This is a genomic window from Streptomyces sp. NPDC001922 (genome assembly GCF_042891165.1).
In the GTDB taxonomy this organism is placed as follows: domain Bacteria; phylum Actinomycetota; class Actinomycetes; order Streptomycetales; family Streptomycetaceae; genus Streptomyces.
In genome coordinates this window covers 132,857-150,330 of sequence record NZ_JBIASV010000016.1, presented here as the reverse complement: position 1 = coordinate 150,330, position 17,474 = coordinate 132,857, and the positions used below count along the sequence as shown (strand labels likewise).

The following is a 17,474-nucleotide window of genomic DNA, read 5'->3' as shown; positions in this document are numbered from 1 at the left end:
GGCCGTCCCAGACGTCCCAGCCATCGCGGCCCCGTCCGACCCAGCCGACCGGGCCGACCGGGCCGACCGGCCCGGCACTCCGCGATGCCACTGCGGGGAGCCGCTCACCACCTGCGCCGGCTGCGGGGAACCGCGGTGCCCCGCCTGCGATCCCTACCGGTCCGATGACTGCACGTTCGGTGTCTGAGGCGTACGGGGCGCCGGATGCCTCGGCGCTCCGGGCGTCCGAGGCGTGCGGTCCGCCGGCGGCCGGAGCGTCGTCCGGTCCGACGGCGGCCGGGGCATCCGGCGCATCGGCGCTCCGGGCGTCAGGGTCCTCGGTGCCCCCGCGCGCCGAGGACCCGTCTCCCCTCGGGCGGGCCACCGGGACCACCGGTGCCCCGCCCGAGGGGAACGGCACACCACCCGGCCGGTACTACGTGGTGATCGGCGGCGATGTGGCCCGCAAGGTCTGCGGCACCCTGCAGGCCGCGGGCCACACCGTGTGCCACCTGACCCAGCCCACGGACGAGGAGCTGCGCGCGGCCCTCACCCCCGGCGGAACGGCACCGAGCGGGGCCGATCCGTCGGCTCCGTCCGGCCCGCCCGATCCGTTCGCCGCTCCCGATCCGAACGGCCATCTCGGTCCCGACGTGACAGGCGCGGGGGACGTGGCCGGCGCGGCGGAGACGGCTGGGGCCGGGGTAGCGGACATAGCAGGGGCCGGCGTAACGGACACGGGCGGCGTGGCGGACACAGCCGAGGCCGGTGTGCCGGACACGGGCGGCGTGGCCGGCGTGGCGATCCTGCTCGACGACGTGGAGTCCCTCCGCTACGCGCTCGCCGTGGAGCACATCCGCCCCCATGTCCGCCTGGTGGTGACGATCTTCGACCGGACCGTGGCCGAGCAACTGGTGCGGGTGGTCCCGAACTGCCGGGTCACCTCCCCCGCCGACGTCGTCGCCCCCACCTTCCTGGCCGCCTGCATCGAGCCCGGTCTGGTGTCCCTGAGCCGTACGGAATCCGGCCATGCCGCAGCCCGCTGGGAGAACGGTTCCCTGCGGCGCACGCCCTACCGCGCGCCCCGGGCGCTGCGGTACCGGGCCCGGGCAGGCCGGCTCCGGGGGCAACTGCGGCCGCACGACGGCAGTTCACGGATCATGCTGGCCGGGCTGGCCGGGCTGCTCGCGGTCCTGCTGTCGGACTGGGCCTGGCTGGTGTTCCTGCACCACCGGCCGCCGGTGGAGGCGCTGTTCGAGGCGACGCGTACGGTCTCCACCGTCGGCCCCGCGGCCCCGCACGGTCCGGACACCCCGTACCTGGTGTTCGGCATCGTCGCGATGCTGATCACCATGGCCTTCACGGCGGTCTTCACCGCCGGGATGGTGGACCGGATGCTCGCGCCGAGCCCCGTCGGCATCGTGGGCCCCCGGGCGCTGCCGCGGGCCGGCCATGTGGTGGTCGTCGGTCTCGGGCAGGTGGGCCTGCGGCTCTGCACCGAACTGCAGGACCTGGGCATCGGCGTGATCGCCGTGGAACGCGACCCGCAGGCCCCCAACCTCCGGCTGGCCAGGGCGCTCGGTGTCCCGGTGGTCGTGGCCGACGCCCAGGACCGTTTCGTCCTGCGGGAACTCGGCCTGCACAGGGCGCAGGCGCTGGCCGCCGTCGCCTCGGACGACCTCGACAACATCGCGGTGTCGGTGGCGGCCCTGGCGGTCGCGCCCGACCTGCGGATCGTCATCCGGGCCGGCGACCACGAGGCCATCGAGGAGACCCGCTCACTCTTCAGGATCGGCCTGGTCCACGACCTGGGCGGCCTCAGCGCCGCGTACACGACGGCGAGCCTGTACGGGGCGCAGCCGCCGCGCGGGGTGCTGGTCCAGGACGGCCGGCTCCTCGTCGAGGACGCGGACGGCACGCTCCTCCCCTGGCCGGACGCGGAACGCTGCGACCACGCACAGGAGGAATCCGCGGACGGAAGGCCGACGGCGGGCCGCACCGTCCCGGGCCCGAGACCCCGGCAGCAATGAACACCCCTGGTCACGCGCCCTGTTCGCGCGCCCTGTGTTCGCACTCTCTGTTCGGCCTCTGCCGCGACCTCGGTCTCGACCTCGACCTCGACCTCGACCTCGTCCCGGATCGTCGAACGGTCCTGGTCGTCACCCAGCCGAGCAGGTTCTGCCCTGCTGCCGCCGTCGGGCCGATCACGCGATCCAGGCCGGAACCAGCCGTTCACCGTCCCGTACGGCGCATCCGTCGGCGTCCGGTCCGGCGGCCTCCCGCACCCGTGCCTGCCCGCCGGCCCGGGAGGCGACCACGGCGGTGAGCCCCTCGGGCACCTCGCAGAACACCCGCCGGGGGACGCCCGCGGGCATCACCACGGTGTCGCCGGATCTGACGGTCACCGCTTCCCTGCCCAGGTCGATCCGGGCGCTGCCCTCGAGCACGGTCCACACCTGTTCCGTGTCGAAGGTGTGCTCGGGCCCGGCCTGCCCGTGCCGCATCTCGACCCGCCAGACGGCTAGTCCGTCGGCAGGTCCCTGAGTGGGTGACGCGAGGGTGGTCATGACAGCGTTCGGCGTCTCGGTCCGGCGGGCTTCGGCGTGACGGATGACAGGCATCGTGGAGTCTCCTACACTCGACAACATGGTTGCCCTTCTCGCCGCAACAGTGAACCTGGTTGTCGATCGTGTCAAGTGATCCCGCCGCCGCCCCCGGCTTCGAACTGCCCCTGCGCCTGTTCCTCGGGTTCCGGGTCCTCATCGACGATCTGCACGCCGAGCTCGCCCGCCAGGGGCATCCCGACGTGCGTCCTCTGCACGGATTCGTCTTCCAGGCCATCGGCCCGGGCGGCACCACGGCCGCGGAGCTGGGCCGCACCCTCGGCGTCTCCAAACAGGCCGCGGGCAAGACGGTCGACTCCCTCGAACGCCTCGGCTACGTCCAGCGGGCGACCGACCCCCACGACGCCCGCCGCAAAACGGTCCAGCTGACCGAACGGGGCGTCGACTGCCTCACCCGCTCGGCCCGGATCTTCGACGAGCTACGGGCGCAGTGGGCCCGAACCCTGGGTCCGGAACGCCTGCACGCCCTGGAGGCCGACCTGCGCACGGTGACCCCGCAGGACCTGTTCCGCCTGGACGTCCCGGGCTGGTTCGGCGGGGCGTGAACGGCGGGGCTTCGAGGCTAGAGGCTCCGGGGTGGGCGTTCGGGCTCGGGTTCCGGGACTCCGGAGCTCGGGACTCCAGGCTCGGGACTCCGGGGCTGAGGGCTGAGCGTTCGGGCTCGGGGCCATGGGGCCAGCGGCCGGGTCCGGTGTTCGGCGCTCCGGGCTCGGGATTGGGGGCGGGTTCGATCCTGCGGGGTCCGGCCCTGCGGGTCCGGGGCGGATCTACGACCTGCCGCGGGGCTTTCCACGCTTGCCGCCGCCCTTGGCGCCACCGGAACCACTGCCCCGGCCCTTGCCCGCCGTCCTGCCGGTCGGCTTCCCGGCGGTCCTCCCCGTCGGCTTGCCGCCCGACCTGCCGGTTCCGCCACCCGCGGGCTTCCGGCCCGAGCCGCTCGCACCGCCCGCGTCGGACCGCTTGCCCTGCGACTGCGCCGCGGCCCCGGCCCGCCCGCGTGTGCTGTTGACCGTCCGGCCTCGGACGATCCCGATGAAGTCGTCCACCAGGTCGGGGGTCTCGCCCTCCGGCCAGGACAGCGCGACGCGCGACTGAGGGGCGTCCGACACCGGACGGTAGGTGAGGTCCCGGCGGTGGTGCAGCCGGGCGAGGGACTGCGGAACGACCAGCACTCCCACGCCGGCCGCCACCAGCTCGATGGCGTCCCCGGTCGTGGCCGGGCGCTCGATCGCCGGCTGCCCCGGCAGGCGCTCCCAGTCGAGGGTGTCGTCGAGGGGGTGCAGCACGATGTCGTCGGCCAGATCCTCGACGGACACCTCCTCGGCCGCCGTCACGACGTGGTCCTTCGGCACCACGACCACGGTGGTCTCGGTGTAGAGGGGGATCGCGCTCAGCGCCGTCCGGTCGACCGGCAACCGCACGAAACCCGCGTCGGCGCCACCGCTCAGCAGCAGCTCGGGGGCTTCCGCGGCGGTTGCCGCGACAAGATCCAGAGGAATATCGGGAAGCCGCTCGTTCCAGATCCGCACCCACTTGGCCGGCGTCACACCCGGGACATACGCGAGCCGGAACGAAGGGGACACGTCGGAGCCAGTCACCCGGCCAGATTACCGGCCGCGGCCCGGGACAGCGGCCGTGGGCCGGGGCAGCAGCCCGCAGCCCGGGTGACGGCCTCAGGCGCTCCGGCCCCCGCGGTCCCGAGTGACGGCCACGGTCGGCGGTCGCGGTCCCGAGTGGCGGCCGTGGTCGGCGGTCACGCACACGCTCGTTACCCTGGACGGCATGACGTCGCACAAGACCACCCAGACCATGAAGCCCGCAACCGCGGCGAAGAAGCTGGGTGTGTACCTCGAGGCCACCCCCGCGGAATTCCGGGAGGGTGTCGTCTCGCGCAGCGAGCTGAACGCGCTGCAGACCGACCCGCCCGCGTGGCTGCAGGAGCTGCGCCGCAACGGCCCGCACCCGCGGCCGGTCGTCGCGTCGAAGCTGGGCGTCTCCATCTCGGGCCTCGCACGCGGCGGCGTCACCGAGCCCCTCACCACGGAGCAGATCGAGGCGCTCAAGCAGGAAGACCCCGAGTGGCTGCAGCAGGAGCGCGCCACCCAGGCCGAGGTCCGCAAGGAAGCGGTGCGCATCAAGGAAAAGAAGAAGGCGGAGCGGGACGACCAGTCCGGCAAGCCGCGCTCCTGAACGCCCCGCACCTCCACGGCGACGAGCCCACCACCGGCGGTACGTGACGCGATGGCCTCCCTGGTGTACTTCCACCGCCTGGAGGAGAACGAGGACGGGGTCCGGTACCTCTTCGGTTCCGACCCCGAGGAGATGCACCGCACCCTCACCCTCAACAAGGGCACCCGCCGCTCCCTGCCCGACGACGACACCGTCGACCACGCCTTCCTGAAGGCATCCCAAAAAATCAACAGCATCTACGGCGAACGGGGCACCTGGCCCCTGTGCGGCTTGAGCGCCAGTTGATCTTCACGCTCCTGGGGTCGGGGCATCGATGACCTGGGCCGCCACCCATAGACCTCAGGCTCACCGTCCGGGGAGCAGCCACGGGCAGCCGTTCATGGAACATGGGGCAGGCCTGCTGAACACCTCGCCTGTCTGACACGGTTTCAGCCAACTCGGCTGCGCCCCTCGGCCGCCCATGAGCGGCCGAGGGAGAACTGCCTTCCGTGGTGCAGCCTGCGTGAGCGGGAAACCTCAACCCCGGGACCCGGATCCCTCTGCCGTTCCGGGAGATCGATCAAGACACGCCGCGCACAAGCTCGTTGAGTCCACGACACCTCACAAGAGAGGATGTTCGACGGACCGACAAGAGTTCGTTACGCGCTGCAACGATGGCAACGGCAGCGCACCAGACCGTACGGGGGTAGGTGCATGAAGTTCGACATGGGCAGCACGACTCTGTCCAGCCTCGGTAAGAGCACGGTGGGTTCCAGTGACGACCTCGGCGCACTGATCAGGCTGCTGATCGCTGCTGCGGAACCCCTGGAAGGCAAGTTCAACGGCGCCGGCAAGGTGGCGTTCGACTCGTTCAAGGCGGGTGCCGACGAGATCACCGCCGCGCTGAACGGATCACTGCAGGGCATCCTGGGCGGCCAGTCCGGCATGGACAGCGCGTTCACCACTGGTGACCAGGAGCAGGAGTCCAACGCCCACCAGAACATGGCCGGGGCCAACTTCGACGCCGCCCGGTTCTCCGGACGATAGGGGGATTCGCAATGGGACAGAGTCTGGACCGCACCTCGTTCGACACCGGTGTCTCGTCGGAGGTGCAGGGCGGCCTCCAGGGAATCATCGGCCAGCTGGAGCGGGTCCTCGTCGACCGGGACCAGGCAGTGAAGGCGGCCATGGCCGACTTCCAGGCCGACGGAGTGTCGGACGAGTACCACAACAAGGAAGTCCGCTGGAACCGCGCTGCGCACGAGGTGCGCGAGATCATCCGCCTGGTGCGCTCGACGCTGGAGAAGAACGACGGCACGGCGCAGTCGACGCTCGCCAAGGCCAGGGCCGCGGTCGACAGCATCGGTTGATCCAGGTCGTAGAGCGGCGGGACCGGTTCGGAGCTGTAGCGGGGGGGATATTGCCATGACCGGGTGGGACGTGACTCCGTCGGGAGTCGACTTCGTGACCTCTCTCGTGGGGGACGCGATCGAAGAAATCGACAAGGCCGTCAAGTCGTACGGAACGAACGCGAAGAGCGCGGCTGATTCGGCCGGCAGTATCAGCGGGCCGGTCTGCGGCGCTGTACCCACCGGGCCGGTCGGTGCAGCGCTCGCACTGTTCGTCGACAGGACAGCACGTGACGTGATGTTCCTCAGCGCTCGGGCCGCGAAGTCGGCCAATGGAGCTCGCGAGGCCACGGCGTACTACGTCGTGGGGAATCTCGAGATGGCCTCCGACACCCAGCACAAGGCGCTCGCGGCGCCGAAGATCGACCTGCCGGGCGACAAGCGGGGTGGCGACCACAAGTGAAGATGATCGAACCCGGTGGCATATTTCAGTTCACCGGCAATCTCGAACAGCTCGAGAAGGACGTCTCCGCGCTGCGCAGCAATGCGATCGGCATCCGTAACGGCGGCCTGCACGTGCACTCCCGTTTCCAGATGCTGGAGGCCCACTACAAGGCGCCCGAGGCGGACCAGCTCTTATCCAGCACGCTGCCGGTGAGCCAGAAGGCGGATGCCTTCGCCACCGATCTGGAGGCTGTGGCGGACGCGCTGGACACATACGCCCACGAGGTCCGCCCGCTCGTCAAGCGCCTCGAACAACTCAAGGCGGACGCACTCGCCTTCGTCGACAGTGTCGAGGGCAAGGACGACTGGACCGAGGACGAAGGCAAGGTCGACCGCCACCAGAAGCTGCTGGACGGCGTGAACACCGCAGTGGCCGCCTTCCAGGAAGCCGAACGCCGGGCTGCGGGCAAGATCTCGGCCCTGGTGGGCGGCCCGAAGTTGGTGGTGGACGACGGCAGCCACACACAGAACCGCAAAGAGGTGATGTACGGCTACGGCCTGAACGTTCTGGGACAGGCCAAAGAGCTGCCCTGGGGAAGCCCGGTCACCGAAGCCCGCCACTGGTGGGACTGGGACTTCTGGGAGCACCAGGCCAAGAGCTTCGTCTGGGACGGCCTGGTCATGGACAACATCGTGGGCAGTGTCGATGGGCTGATCACGCTGTTCAGCCCAGGCGAGGAAGGTAGCCAGGCGCGACAGGGGCTCGGCCGCATAGCCGTCGGACTCGGCGCCTACATGGCAGATATCCATCCCGATGGCCCGCAAGGCGCCTGGAAATCCGAGTTCTACCAGGGGAGCAAGAAGTACACCAAGGAGTTCGCTAAGTCCCTTGTGGCTTGGGACATGTGGGACGAGAACCCCTCACGCGCCTCAGCGACCGTCGCTTTCAACGCCCTCACTCTGGCAGCGGGCCCCCTTGTTGCCACCGCCACGAAAGGCGCCAAGGCTGGTACGGCCGCAAAGGCAGCGATCGTTGCCGCCAGGGTCGGCGAATACATCGACCCACTCTCGGCCACCTTCAAAGCGACCGGGAAGGTCGCAGGCTCGCTGCCGAAGATCTCCGAAGTGACAGGGCGCATTCGGGCCGGGCTCGAGGCCGCGCACTCACAACGCCTGCACAGCGAGCTCGAACTCGCCGACGGCTCCAAGGTCCGCATCCAGGACGGCGAATTCCTCCGCGTCGACGCCGACGGCAATTCCATCAGGGACACGCCGAAGCGGGAGTTGGGGGCACACGAACGGGACGGACAGCACGAAAGGACCGCCGAGCGGCAACTGGCGGGAGTCAGCACAGACTCCCGGAAAGCTGAGCCCTTCGCTCAGAGGGTGGAGAACCGGCGGCCGAGCACCAGTCACGAAGTCCCGACCTCGCGCGGAGGGGGTGGCGATGGGACACCCTCCAGCAACGGCGAAGAGAGAGTAGGTCGGCAACCCGCCGAGCAAGGATCCAGCCATGACCCGGTTTCCGACAAGGGCAGAACTGACCACGGTCCGGCTAGGGGGACGGGTGCTGATCCAATGGCGGAGGGCTCCGGGGACCGTTCGCACGGTGGGTCCGATGATCCCCCCTCTGAGGTACCAGGGGAGGGTTCTGCGCCGGGAGCTCCTGAGAGCGCACCGGATGATGTACGTGCGGACGAATGGCTGACAGGGGCCCGGAGGCGCCCACGGGATCTGCTGGACGACCCGACTCAGACCCGATGGGCACAGAAAGCATATGATGACTTCCTGGCAAGCGAACGAGACATTGGGGAAATAAGTAAGGCAACTGTAGAATTTGAACGAATCGACGGATCGAGGGGCTTCTCACCCGATGAAATATCCCTGATCAAGAAGCATATTTTCGACACGGAGCACCCTATCGTCGACTACGACACCGGCGAGGTCATTCGGCGGAAATTCGACGCAGATGCAGAAATCGCAGATGCATGGATTCGCCTGCGCGCCGGGCGACCCGAACCGACGGACTTCATTCTCCTCGGCCACGAAATGACCGAACTGACATACCTTCGGGATAACCCCGGCGTGACATACCAGGAAGCCCACAGGCATGCCAACCGACTCTACAACTGGAGCGATGCACCCGGCATTCCGCTCGGCAGGCGCGAAGACTTCGAAGGTGAATGGTAATGGCATCAATTGTGTATTTTAAAATGCTGGAAGAAAACAATGAGGGGGTTCAATACATCTTCGGTTTCGAAGCGGAGGAAATGAGTCGCACACTCACCCTTAACAAGACATCGCGTCGCTCCCTACCCGACGACGGAAACATCAATTACGAGTTCCTGAAGGCATCACGGAAGATCAATAGCCTTTATGACGAGAGGGGTACCTGGCCACTCCGAGGCATGAGTGTGAGCTGACCTCAAACGATGTTTAGGGTGAGGCCTCTGGTCGGCAAGTTCCTCGGACGAAACTAATATGGCAGCCCACGACTACGACAGCCAGCTACTCGAATCGGTGTCAGTACGCCGCCGGCGCCTCCGCGATGCCCTGCTGTTCGGGGACCAGCGCCAGCGGCGCTCCGTGGACGAGCGGCTGGGGAAGGTCGTTGCCGGGGTGGTGATCGCGGCGGTGCTGTGTGCCGGTTGCGTGGGCTGGTCGTTCATCTCCCACCGGCTCATCGGTAAGAGCCCGTACGGCCCCTCGGCCCCGTCCCCTGCCCCTTCCCCTTCGTCCCCCTCTGCACCGAACAGAGCGACTACTCACCGATGATAGGTTCGAACGCGTGGTAGCTGCTGGGGCATTATGTCGGACTGCGCTGAGCCGGGTCACGCTCGTCGGCGAGCGGCGGCGGATCGATCTCGTACTGCCGTCCCAGGAGCCCGTCGGCCGCCTACTGCCCGACGTGCTACGGCTGCTGGACGACCGTGTGCCCGCTCGCCCCTCCCTCCGCCACCTGGTCACGGCGGACGGTTCGGTGCTGGCTCAGGACAGCACGCTGGAGTCGGCCGGGATACCGGACGGCGCGGTGCTGCGCCTCGTACGCGTCGAGGACGCGCCGTCGGCGCCGGTCGTGCACGACGTGACCGACGAGGTGGCCGAGGATCTCGACGTCCGACCGTGGCGATGGAGCCCTGCCGCGCGGCGCGTCACCGCCGGTGCCGCGACAGTCGGCTGGGCCGTCGCGGCCGGGTTTCTGGCACGCGGCGAGTTCGCCCCGGCCTCCGTCGCGGCCGCACTGCTGGTTGTCGCAGCGACAGCGGCGACAGCCGGTGCCCTGGCCGGTCGTGCCGGCCGGCGCGGGGTGGCCACGGCATTGATCGCGACGGCCGGAGCCCTGGGTGTTGTGGGTACGTGGACGCTGGCCGACGCCCATGAGTGGTCCTCCGGACTGCGGCTGGCCGCGGCCGCCGGTTCCGTGGTCATGACGTTGCTGCTGCTGGGGTGGTTCTCCCCGCTGGGACGCGGCGGACTCGTGGGAGCTGCGGCCGTCGCGGTCACGGCCGGGTGCTGGGAGATCGTCGCGGCGCTCCAGGGTGGCGCGGGATCGGCCGATGAGCAGGCGCGGGTGGGCGCCGTACTCGCCGTCGTCTCCGTCGTGGCGCTGGGGCTGGTACCGCGGCTGGCCCTGATGGCAGCGGGACTGACGGGGCTGGACGACCGCCGCTCCGGCGGGGCCTCGGTGAGCCGGTACCGGGTGGGAACGGCGTTGACGGCGACGCACCGCGGGCTGGTGCTCGCCACGCTCGTCGCAGCCTGCTCCGCCTGCGCCGCCGGAGTCCTCGCGCTGCGCACACCCACCGTGTGGACGGTCCTGGTGGCTGTCGTCGTCGCCGTGGTGGTGCCCCTGCGGGCCCGTGCCTTCCCGCTGATCGCCGAGGTCGTCGCGCTGTTCCTGGCCGGCGCGGGCGTCGGGCTGGGGCTGATCGTCGTCTGGCTGGAGCACTCCGGTGTCCACGGGCCCCTTGCCGTGCTCGCCGCACTCGCCGTCGTTCCCCTGGTCGTCCTGGCCGTGCAGCCCGCGGAGCATGTCCGGGTGCGCCTCCGGCGCATGGGGGACGTGGCCGAGTCGACGGGCGTGATCGCTCTGTTCCCGCTGGTCATCGGAGTGTTCGGGGTGTACGGACGCCTGTTGGACACGTTCGCTTAGGGGCTCGGCATGTCTCAGGGAGACTGGCAGCGGGATCTGCTGCGGGAGTTGAGCCACGGCAGCAGCCCAGAGAGCACCTCAAACACGGGCCACCCCCGGAGCGAGATGTCGGCGGAGCCGGGCAAGGCCGCCCCGCAACCGCCGCACGCTGCCGCGCAACAGCAGCCGCCGCAGCCGCAGCCAGGACCGGTCGAACCGCCTCACCAGCAGGCGCCCATACCTCCGCAAGCCGGCTCCCCTGCCCAGGTACACACCCCCGCGGACGGGTCCCGGCCCGCTGTCCGCAGCACCCGGGATCCTCGTCCCCCGATGCCGACACCCGAGTCCGTACCGACCGTCGACCCGCGCCTCGCCCGGGCGATGGGCCGCCCGGTGCACGGGGACTCCATGGCACGGCGCACCGGTCGTTCACTGCTCCGCCTGGGGCAGTCCGCGGCGCAGGAGGTCGCGGAGGAGACCCGGCTGGCCGCCGAGTTGCAGCAACCGGTGACCACCGGGCGGGTGATCGCCGTGACCTCGATCCGGGGCGGGGTGGGCAAGTCCACGGTGACGGCCCTGCTGAGCCGGGTCTTCAACCACTACCGGCACGATCCGGTGCTCGCTCTGGACGCCGATGCGGCGCTGGGCACGCTGCCCGTGCGCCTCGGTGCCGAGTCGGTGCGCTGGTCCTGTGCCGAGCTGGCCGGGATTCTCACCCCGTCGATGCAGCTGACCGACATCATCGGCTATCTGGTGCCGGTGTCGGACGGGGGCTGGCTGCTTCCCGCGAGCAACGGCCGGGTCGGCCCGCCGCTGGACGTACGGAGCTACCGCACGGTGACGCTGGCGCTGCGGCGCTACTTCGCCCTGACGCTGGTCGACTGCGAGACGCTGCCGGGCGAGGTGGCCCGCACGGCGATGGACACCGCCCACGCCCGGGTGGTCGTCGCCCCGATGACCGCGGAGGGCGTCAACGGCACCCGCATCGTCCTGGACTGGCTCGCCCGGCTCCCGCACTCGGCCCTGGAGACCACGGTCGTGGCACTGACGGCGAATTCGCCCGACACGACACTCGACCTGAAGACGGCAACCGCACATCTGCGGGAGACGGGAGTCGTGGTGGTCCCCGTCCCGTACGACCGCCACCTCGGCGGAGGAGGACCCCTGGTGAACGCCATGCTGGGACGGGACACCCGGGACGCGGCCACGGTGCTGGCCGCCGAGGCGATGCGGCGTGCGGTGAGCGCCCGGTGACCCAGCAGCTGATCCACCGGCCCGCCCGCAGCACCCGCCCGCTCGCTCCCGCGGAACCACGCACCGTCGAGCCCCCGCCGAACCTTCCCGAGGGCAGGATCGGAAACGCGGCGACCGCGCTGCTGCCCATGGCCGGCGTCATGAGCTCGGTCGTGATGATGACCGTGATCCGCAACAGTCAGTTCGCGGCGATCGGCGCCATCGTCCTGGTGTTCGCTCTGCTCGGCGCGGTGGCCCTGTTCTGGTCGCAGCGGGGCAAGGCGCAGCGCACCCGACGGGCCCAGCGCGAGAGGTACCTGGAGTATCTGGAGGAGCTGCGGGAGGAGTTCGGGCAGTTGGAGCGCCGTCGCCGCCGGACCGCCCGGGTGCTCGATCCCCCGCCCGGAGCCCTGTACGACGTGCTGCGGGACCCGGCACGGCTGTGGGAACGGCGGCGGCCGGACGCGGATTTCCTGCGGGTGCGGGTGGGCACCGGCGAGGTGCCGGTGCAGGCGTTGACGGTGGGGCAGCATGCGGGCACCGTGCTGACGCCGCCGGACCCGTTCATGCTGAACGAGGCCCACGCCCTGCTGGGCCGGTTCGCCGCGTCGACCGACTTCCCGCTCACGGTGCCGCTGGACCGCGCGGGCAACGTCAGCATCGTGGGAGACCGCGAAGGGGTCCTCCGGGTCGCCCGGGCCGTGCTGGTCCAGGCGGCCGTGGCGCACGCCCCCGACGACCTGGCCCTCGCTCTGGCGTTCCCCGACGGGCGCGAGGAGGACTGGGCGTGGTGCAAGTGGCTGCCGCACGTGCTGGACCCGTCCGAACGCGACGGGTCGGTGGCCGCGCGGCGGATGGCCCCCGGCCCGCAGCAGCTGGCCACCCTGCTGAGCGCGGAGCTGCGGAGCCGCGCCTCCTTCGCCGCCGAGATACGCCGGGGCCTGTCGGACCGGAACGCCCTGCGCATGACCGGGCGCCTCGTGGTGGTCAGTGACGCGCACGGCGGGACGGCCGTGGAACTGCCGCGCCCGGACGAGGCCGTCACCCTGCCCGACATGGGCGTGACGGTCCTGCATCTGCTGGAGCGGCAGGTGCAGGAGCCCGATCAGGTGAGCGTCCGCATCACCGTCGCCGGGGACCGGGTCGAGGTGGAGGACCTGCGCGTTCCGGACGCTGCTCGCGCGTCGGGCACCGTGGACGACATCACCCTGCCAGGGGTCGAGGGAGTGGCGCGGGCCCTGGCACCCCTGCGGCTGTCGGCCGAGTCCGCCGCGGACGGCACACCGGTGTCCGGCCCCGTGGACTTCCCAGAACTGCTCGGCATCGACGACCCGGCGGCACCGGACCTCGAACGGCTGTGGGCCCCGCGGGGCGAGCGAGGCTTTCTGCGGGTCCCGATCGGGGTGACCGACCGGCGTGAGCCCCTGCTGCTGGACCTCAAGGAGTCCTCGGAACTGGGCATGGGCCCGCACGGGCTGTGCGTGGGCGCCACCGGCTCCGGCAAGAGTGAGCTGCTGCGCACCCTGGTCCTCGCCCTGGTCGCCACGCATGCTCCGGAGGACCTGGCACTGGTGCTGGTCGACTACAAGGGCGGCGCCACGTTCGCGCCGTTCGAGGACCTGCCCCACGTCGCCGGTGTGATCACGAACCTGGAGAACCAGGCCGGCCTCGTGGAGCGGGTGCACACCAGCCTCGCGGGAGAGGTGAAGCGCCGCCAGCAGGTGCTCAAGGACGCCGGGAACGTCGCCGACATCGGCCACTACGCCGCGCTGCGTGCCACGCGCCCCGGTCTGGAGCCGCTCCCCCACCTGTTCGTGGTCATCGACGAGTTCGGTGAACTGCTCACCGCCAAACCCGACTTCATCGACCTCTTCCTGTCCATCGGGCGCATCGGCCGCTCCATCGGCGTCCACCTTCTGCTGTCCAGTCAGCGCATCGAGGGCGGCAAGCTCAAGGGGCTGGACACCTACCTGTCCTACCGACTGGGCCTGCGCACCTTCTCCGCCGACGAGAGCCGCACCGTCCTGGACACCACCGACGCGTTCCACCTGCCGCCGTTGCCGGGGTTCGGATACCTCAAGGTGGACACGTCCACCTACGAACGCTTCAAGACGGGGTACGTCTCGGGGGCCTACCGCGGCCCCGCGCTGCGCGTGCCCGAGAAGGAGGAACCGCTCGCCCTGCCGTACACCGCCTTCAACAGCGTTCCGGCAGCCGATCCCGCTGCCGATGACGCTCCGGAAATGCGGGAACGGGAGACCGGCCCGACCGTCCTGTCCGCCATGGTCGGCCGGCTGCGCGGCGCCGCGGAGCCGGTGCGTCGCATCTGGCTTCCGCCGCTGCCCGACGCCGTCGCCCTGGACGTCGCCGCGGGCGGCGTCCGGGCCTCGGCCGACGGGGTGCACTTCACGGACCGGCCCGCTCCCCTGCGCGTACCTCTCGGAGTCCTCGACGATCCGGCCCAGCAGTGGCAGGACCGCTGGCAGCTGGATCTGACCGTCGCGGGAGGCCACGCGGCAGTCATCGGAGGCCCCCAGTCCGGCAAGACCACCCTGCTGCGCACCCTGGCACTCTCCCTCGCCCTGTCGCACACGCCGCGCGACGTCGCGATCTACGGACTGGACCTGGCCGGTGGCGGCCTCAGCGCCCTGACCGGCCTGCCGCATGTGGGAGGCATCGCCGGTCGCTCCGATCACGAACGCGCCGCCCGCACCGTCGCGGAGGTCCGCGCCATGCTGGGCGAGCGCGAGGAGCTGTTCCGCGCGTCCGGCATCGACTCCGTCGACCAGCTCAGGCGGGTCCGCGCCCAGGGCGGCCTGACGGCGCTCCCCTCCACCGACATCGTCCTGCTGATCGACGGCTTCGGCGCGCTCCGCGACGAATTCGCCGACCTCGAGGACCCCATCACCGATCTGCTCAAACGCGGCAGCGGGTACGGCATCCACGTCGTGGCCGGCATGATGCGCTGGAACGACGTGCGGCTCGCCACCCAGTCCATGTTCGGCACCCGTGTCGAACTGCGGCTCAACGACCCGTCCGACTCCAGCATCGACCGCAAGCTCTCCGAGACCCTGGACCCCGGCACCCCCGGCCGGGTCCTGACCGATGGCAAGCTCTTCGCCCAGGTCGCCCTGCCCCGTATCGACACCGTTCCGTCCGGGGAGGGCCTCGGCCCGGTCCTGGAGGACACCGCCCGCACGATCCGCGCCTCCTGGCACGGCGAACTCGCCGCGCCCGTCCGCATCCTGCCCACCCGCCTGCCCGCCGCGAAGCTGCCCTCGGCCGCGGCCGAACCGTCGCGGATCCCCATCGGTGTCGACCAGGACAGCCTCGCCCCCGTCCTGCTCGACCTGTTCGAACAGGACCAGCATCTGCTCGTCCTGGGCGACAACGAGTGCGGGAAGACCAATCTGCTGCGGCTCATCGCCGGGCAGTTCGTCGACCGCCGCACCGACGAGGAACTGGTCTTCGCGGTCTTCGACCCCCGGCGCGGCCTGCGCGGCGTCGTCCCCGAGCCCTACCGGGGCGGCTACGCCCACAACCCAAAGCTCTCCGCCGCCCTCGCCACCGGTATCGCGAAGGAACTGGACAAGCGCCTCCCCGACGAGGCGTTCGACCACGAAACGCCGGCCGACGGACGGGCCTTCACCGGCCCGCGCATCGTGGTCGTCATCGACGACTACGACATCCTGACCGCCGCCGGGCAGCAACCGCTGTCCCCCTTCCTGCCGTACCTCTCCTCGGCCCAGGACATCGGGCTGCACTTCGTCATCGCGCGGCGCGTCGCCGGAGCCTCACGTGCCCTGTACGACCCGCTGCTGACGACCCTGCGCGAGACCGGCACCGCGGCCCTCGTCATGACCGGCGACCGCACGGAGGGCCAGCTCTTCCCCGGCCTCCACGCCAGTGCGCAGCCTCCGGGGCGCGGCACCCTCGTCCGCCGCGGCCGCCCCCACCAGCTCATCCAGACCGCGCTCGCCACCGACCTCAGCCGGGAAGACACCCTGTGACCAAGGACGTCATCGCCCTCACCCCGACGATGCCCGATGTCCGGACGCTGCTGGCGGGCCTGTACGCCGGCGGCCCCGACCTGACCGTCCGGACGACAGCGGACGGAGCCGTCGTCCAGCTCTGCGCACCCGACGGACGGACCCTGCTCTCCGTGGAGGCTCCCGTCCTCGTGCAGGTCCCCGGCGAGGTCGAACGACTGCTGGGGGCCGTCCCGGCACTACCGGACGGGCCCGTCTGGTGGACCGAGGCCCGCGCCTCCACCGCGGTCCCCGAAGCCGAGCAGCTCGCCGCATCCTTCGCCGGGCGCCTCGCCACGGTGCTGGACGGCACCACGTGGCCGTCCCAGGCCGTGACGACCGCGGTCGTCCCCGTCCCGTCCGGCACGGACGCTCCGCCGGAGACCGAGGGCATTCCCCCGGCTGTGGACGTCCTCACCGAGCAGGCCGCGATCGTCTTCCAGGACCGTCCCGTGGTCGCCATGACCAGCTGGCTCTCGGACGCCCTGCGCACCGCGATCACCAGCGACCGCGCCCTGCAGATCGTCACCCCCGGCACGACGCGCCTCACCCTCCCCGCCCGCGCCGCGCTGGGCGGCCACCCCCACCGCTGGGTCGTCCAGGACGGCGAGGACGGCTACTACGACGGCCTGTCCGGCGCCGTCCTGCACTGGCAGGGCGACAGCTTCGCCCCCGCCCGGACCACGTCGGCCGGGACTCCCGTAGCGGCCGCGTTCGCCGACCGCACCGACTCCGGGGACCGCCAGCTCGTCCTCTCCCTGCGCACCCGCCACCCGGCCGACGAGCACCTGGTACTGGGCCGCGCTCTCGAGGCCGCCTGGCACCACATCACCGGGGCCGCGCCCGCCGGCTGGAGCACGGCGGAACCGGTCAACCACCCTTGGACCACCCGCCAGCTGACCGACCTCGCCCGCCGACGCGCACCCCAGCCGACCTGGTTCACCGTGGTCGGGCACCCCGACCGCCCCGCCCTGGCCACGCTCCGGGTCACCCGCACCACCGCAGGTGTCGAGGAGGAGATGACCCTCGCCGTGGGCAACGGCGCCGCCGAGGACCTGCCTCTCGGCGCGGTCCTCCCTCTCGCCGAGGCGCTCTCCGCCCCCGAGCACGGGCTGACGTCGATGCTCGCCACCGTGCACCGGGCCCGCCGCGACCTGACCGTTCCCGCACACATCGAGGCGCCGCCCGTCCCCGTCTCCTTCACGCTCGGCCCGGACGCGGTCCAGGACATCGGCCTCCCGCACGCCCGCCGGCCGCCCCTCGACCTCCTCCCCGCGCCCGTCGGCCCCACCGCACGCCCCGCGCTCCACTACCCCCTCGGCGACGGAACCGACCCCCAGACGTGGACCGCGCTGCGCGGGCTCACCCACCACCTGCGCGCCGGCAGCTGACCCCGCGCCCCGCTGTGGGCCGTCAGTACCAAAAGCCGCCCCGCCCGCCTGCGCCTGCCGCCGGAAATCCCCGGCACGCTGAACAATCGCCCCGGTCACGGCCCATGGACACCGCAGCGGGCTGA

The 17,474-nt window shown here is 71.0% G+C and carries 16 protein-coding genes; 14 read left to right on the top strand and 2 right to left on the bottom strand.

What is annotated here, in order from left to right:
• The first annotated feature begins 320 nt into the window (after positions 1-320).
• Positions 321-2,009: an NAD-binding protein gene (locus ACFYYR_RS27640; protein WP_388859122.1), complete on the top strand. Its 1,689-nt coding sequence runs from the start codon at positions 321-323 to the stop codon at positions 2,007-2,009.
• A gap of 174 nt (positions 2,010-2,183) precedes the next feature.
• Here ACFYYR_RS27640 and ACFYYR_RS27635 read toward each other — a convergent pair whose 3' ends face one another.
• Positions 2,184-2,600 (bottom strand): cupin domain-containing protein, encoded by a 417-nt coding sequence (locus ACFYYR_RS27635; RefSeq protein WP_388859120.1) that lies wholly within the window; start codon positions 2,598-2,600, stop codon positions 2,184-2,186.
• Between the two features lie 68 nt (positions 2,601-2,668).
• On the opposite strand from ACFYYR_RS27635, the gene ACFYYR_RS27630 reads away from it, so the two are divergent.
• On the top strand, positions 2,669-3,148 hold the full coding sequence (locus tag ACFYYR_RS27630) for a MarR family winged helix-turn-helix transcriptional regulator (RefSeq protein WP_388859117.1): 480 nt from the start codon (positions 2,669-2,671) through the stop codon (positions 3,146-3,148).
• Positions 3,149-3,370: 222 nt separating this feature from the next.
• Here the strand turns inward: ACFYYR_RS27630 and ACFYYR_RS27625 are convergent, their stop codons facing one another.
• Positions 3,371-4,201: a LysR substrate-binding domain-containing protein gene (locus ACFYYR_RS27625; RefSeq protein ID WP_388859114.1), complete on the bottom strand. Its 831-nt coding sequence runs from the start codon at positions 4,199-4,201 to the stop codon at positions 3,371-3,373.
• Between the two features lie 184 nt (positions 4,202-4,385).
• Between ACFYYR_RS27625 and ACFYYR_RS27620 the strand changes: the two genes are divergently transcribed.
• The 12 genes from ACFYYR_RS27620 to ACFYYR_RS27565 all read left to right on the top strand — a co-directional run bounded on the left by ACFYYR_RS27620 (position 4,386) and on the right by ACFYYR_RS27565 (position 17,349).
• On the top strand, positions 4,386-4,793 hold the full coding sequence (locus ACFYYR_RS27620; RefSeq protein ID WP_388859111.1) for a DUF5997 family protein: 408 nt from the start codon (positions 4,386-4,388) through the stop codon (positions 4,791-4,793).
• 51 nt (positions 4,794-4,844) lie between these two features.
• Positions 4,845-5,078, top strand: a complete 234-nt coding sequence (locus ACFYYR_RS27615; protein WP_388859108.1) for a hypothetical protein — start codon at positions 4,845-4,847, stop codon at positions 5,076-5,078.
• A 408-nt stretch (positions 5,079-5,486) separates the two neighbouring features.
• Positions 5,487-5,819, top strand: coding sequence for a hypothetical protein (locus ACFYYR_RS27610; RefSeq protein WP_388859104.1), 333 nt, complete (start codon positions 5,487-5,489; stop codon positions 5,817-5,819).
• An 11-nt stretch (positions 5,820-5,830) separates the two neighbouring features.
• On the top strand, positions 5,831-6,142 hold the full coding sequence (locus tag ACFYYR_RS27605; RefSeq protein ID WP_388859101.1) for a pore-forming ESAT-6 family protein: 312 nt from the start codon (positions 5,831-5,833) through the stop codon (positions 6,140-6,142).
• A gap of 55 nt (positions 6,143-6,197) precedes the next feature.
• Positions 6,198-6,584 carry a DUF6507 family protein gene (locus ACFYYR_RS27600; protein ID WP_388859098.1) on the top strand — a complete coding sequence of 129 codons (387 nt, stop codon included), beginning with the start codon at positions 6,198-6,200 and terminating at the stop codon, positions 6,582-6,584.
• The gene (locus ACFYYR_RS27595; protein WP_388859095.1) at positions 6,581-8,755 is read left to right on the top strand and encodes a hypothetical protein; all 2,175 of its coding nucleotides are present in this window, start codon (positions 6,581-6,583) and stop codon (positions 8,753-8,755) included. The genes ACFYYR_RS27600 and ACFYYR_RS27595 overlap by 4 nt, the downstream gene beginning before the upstream one ends.
• Positions 8,755-8,988, top strand: coding sequence for a hypothetical protein (locus ACFYYR_RS27590; RefSeq protein WP_388859092.1), 234 nt, complete (start codon positions 8,755-8,757; stop codon positions 8,986-8,988). Before ACFYYR_RS27595 ends, ACFYYR_RS27590 begins: the two co-directional genes overlap by 1 nt.
• 58 nt (positions 8,989-9,046) lie before the next feature.
• Positions 9,047-9,340, top strand: a complete 294-nt coding sequence (locus ACFYYR_RS27585) for a hypothetical protein (RefSeq protein ID WP_388859089.1) — start codon at positions 9,047-9,049, stop codon at positions 9,338-9,340.
• Between the two features lie 13 nt (positions 9,341-9,353).
• A complete protein-coding gene (gene eccD, locus ACFYYR_RS27580; RefSeq protein ID WP_388859086.1) occupies positions 9,354-10,718 on the top strand; it encodes a type VII secretion integral membrane protein EccD in 1,365 nt (454 codons plus the stop codon).
• A gap of 309 nt (positions 10,719-11,027) precedes the next feature.
• Positions 11,028-11,951 (top strand): type VII secretion protein, encoded by a 924-nt coding sequence (locus ACFYYR_RS27575; RefSeq protein ID WP_388859083.1) that lies wholly within the window; start codon positions 11,028-11,030, stop codon positions 11,949-11,951.
• Entirely contained in the window at positions 11,948-15,940 is a 3,993-nt protein-coding gene (gene eccCa / locus ACFYYR_RS27570; RefSeq protein WP_388859080.1) for a type VII secretion protein EccCa, read from the top strand. Before ACFYYR_RS27575 ends, eccCa begins: the two co-directional genes overlap by 4 nt.
• Entirely contained in the window at positions 15,937-17,349 is a 1,413-nt protein-coding gene (locus tag ACFYYR_RS27565; RefSeq protein WP_388859077.1) for a DUF6177 family protein, read from the top strand. The genes eccCa and ACFYYR_RS27565 overlap by 4 nt, the downstream gene beginning before the upstream one ends.
• The last annotated feature ends 125 nt before the right edge of the window (positions 17,350-17,474 follow it).

Coding starts and splice junctions, on each gene's coding strand:
- ACFYYR_RS27635 (WP_388859120.1), bottom strand. CDS start 2,600: ATGCCTGTCATCCGTCACGCCGAAGCCCGCCGGACCGAGACGCCGAAC.
- ACFYYR_RS27620 (WP_388859111.1), top strand. CDS start 4,386: ATGACGTCGCACAAGACCACCCAGACCATGAAGCCCGCAACCGCGGCG.
- ACFYYR_RS27615 (WP_388859108.1), top strand. CDS start 4,845: ATGGCCTCCCTGGTGTACTTCCACCGCCTGGAGGAGAACGAGGACGGG.
- ACFYYR_RS27610 (WP_388859104.1), top strand. CDS start 5,487: ATGAAGTTCGACATGGGCAGCACGACTCTGTCCAGCCTCGGTAAGAGC.
- ACFYYR_RS27605 (WP_388859101.1), top strand. CDS start 5,831: ATGGGACAGAGTCTGGACCGCACCTCGTTCGACACCGGTGTCTCGTCG.
- ACFYYR_RS27600 (WP_388859098.1), top strand. CDS start 6,198: ATGACCGGGTGGGACGTGACTCCGTCGGGAGTCGACTTCGTGACCTCT.
- ACFYYR_RS27590 (WP_388859092.1), top strand. CDS start 8,755: ATGGCATCAATTGTGTATTTTAAAATGCTGGAAGAAAACAATGAGGGG.
- ACFYYR_RS27585 (WP_388859089.1), top strand. CDS start 9,047: ATGGCAGCCCACGACTACGACAGCCAGCTACTCGAATCGGTGTCAGTA.
- ACFYYR_RS27575 (WP_388859083.1), top strand. CDS start 11,028: ATGCCGACACCCGAGTCCGTACCGACCGTCGACCCGCGCCTCGCCCGG.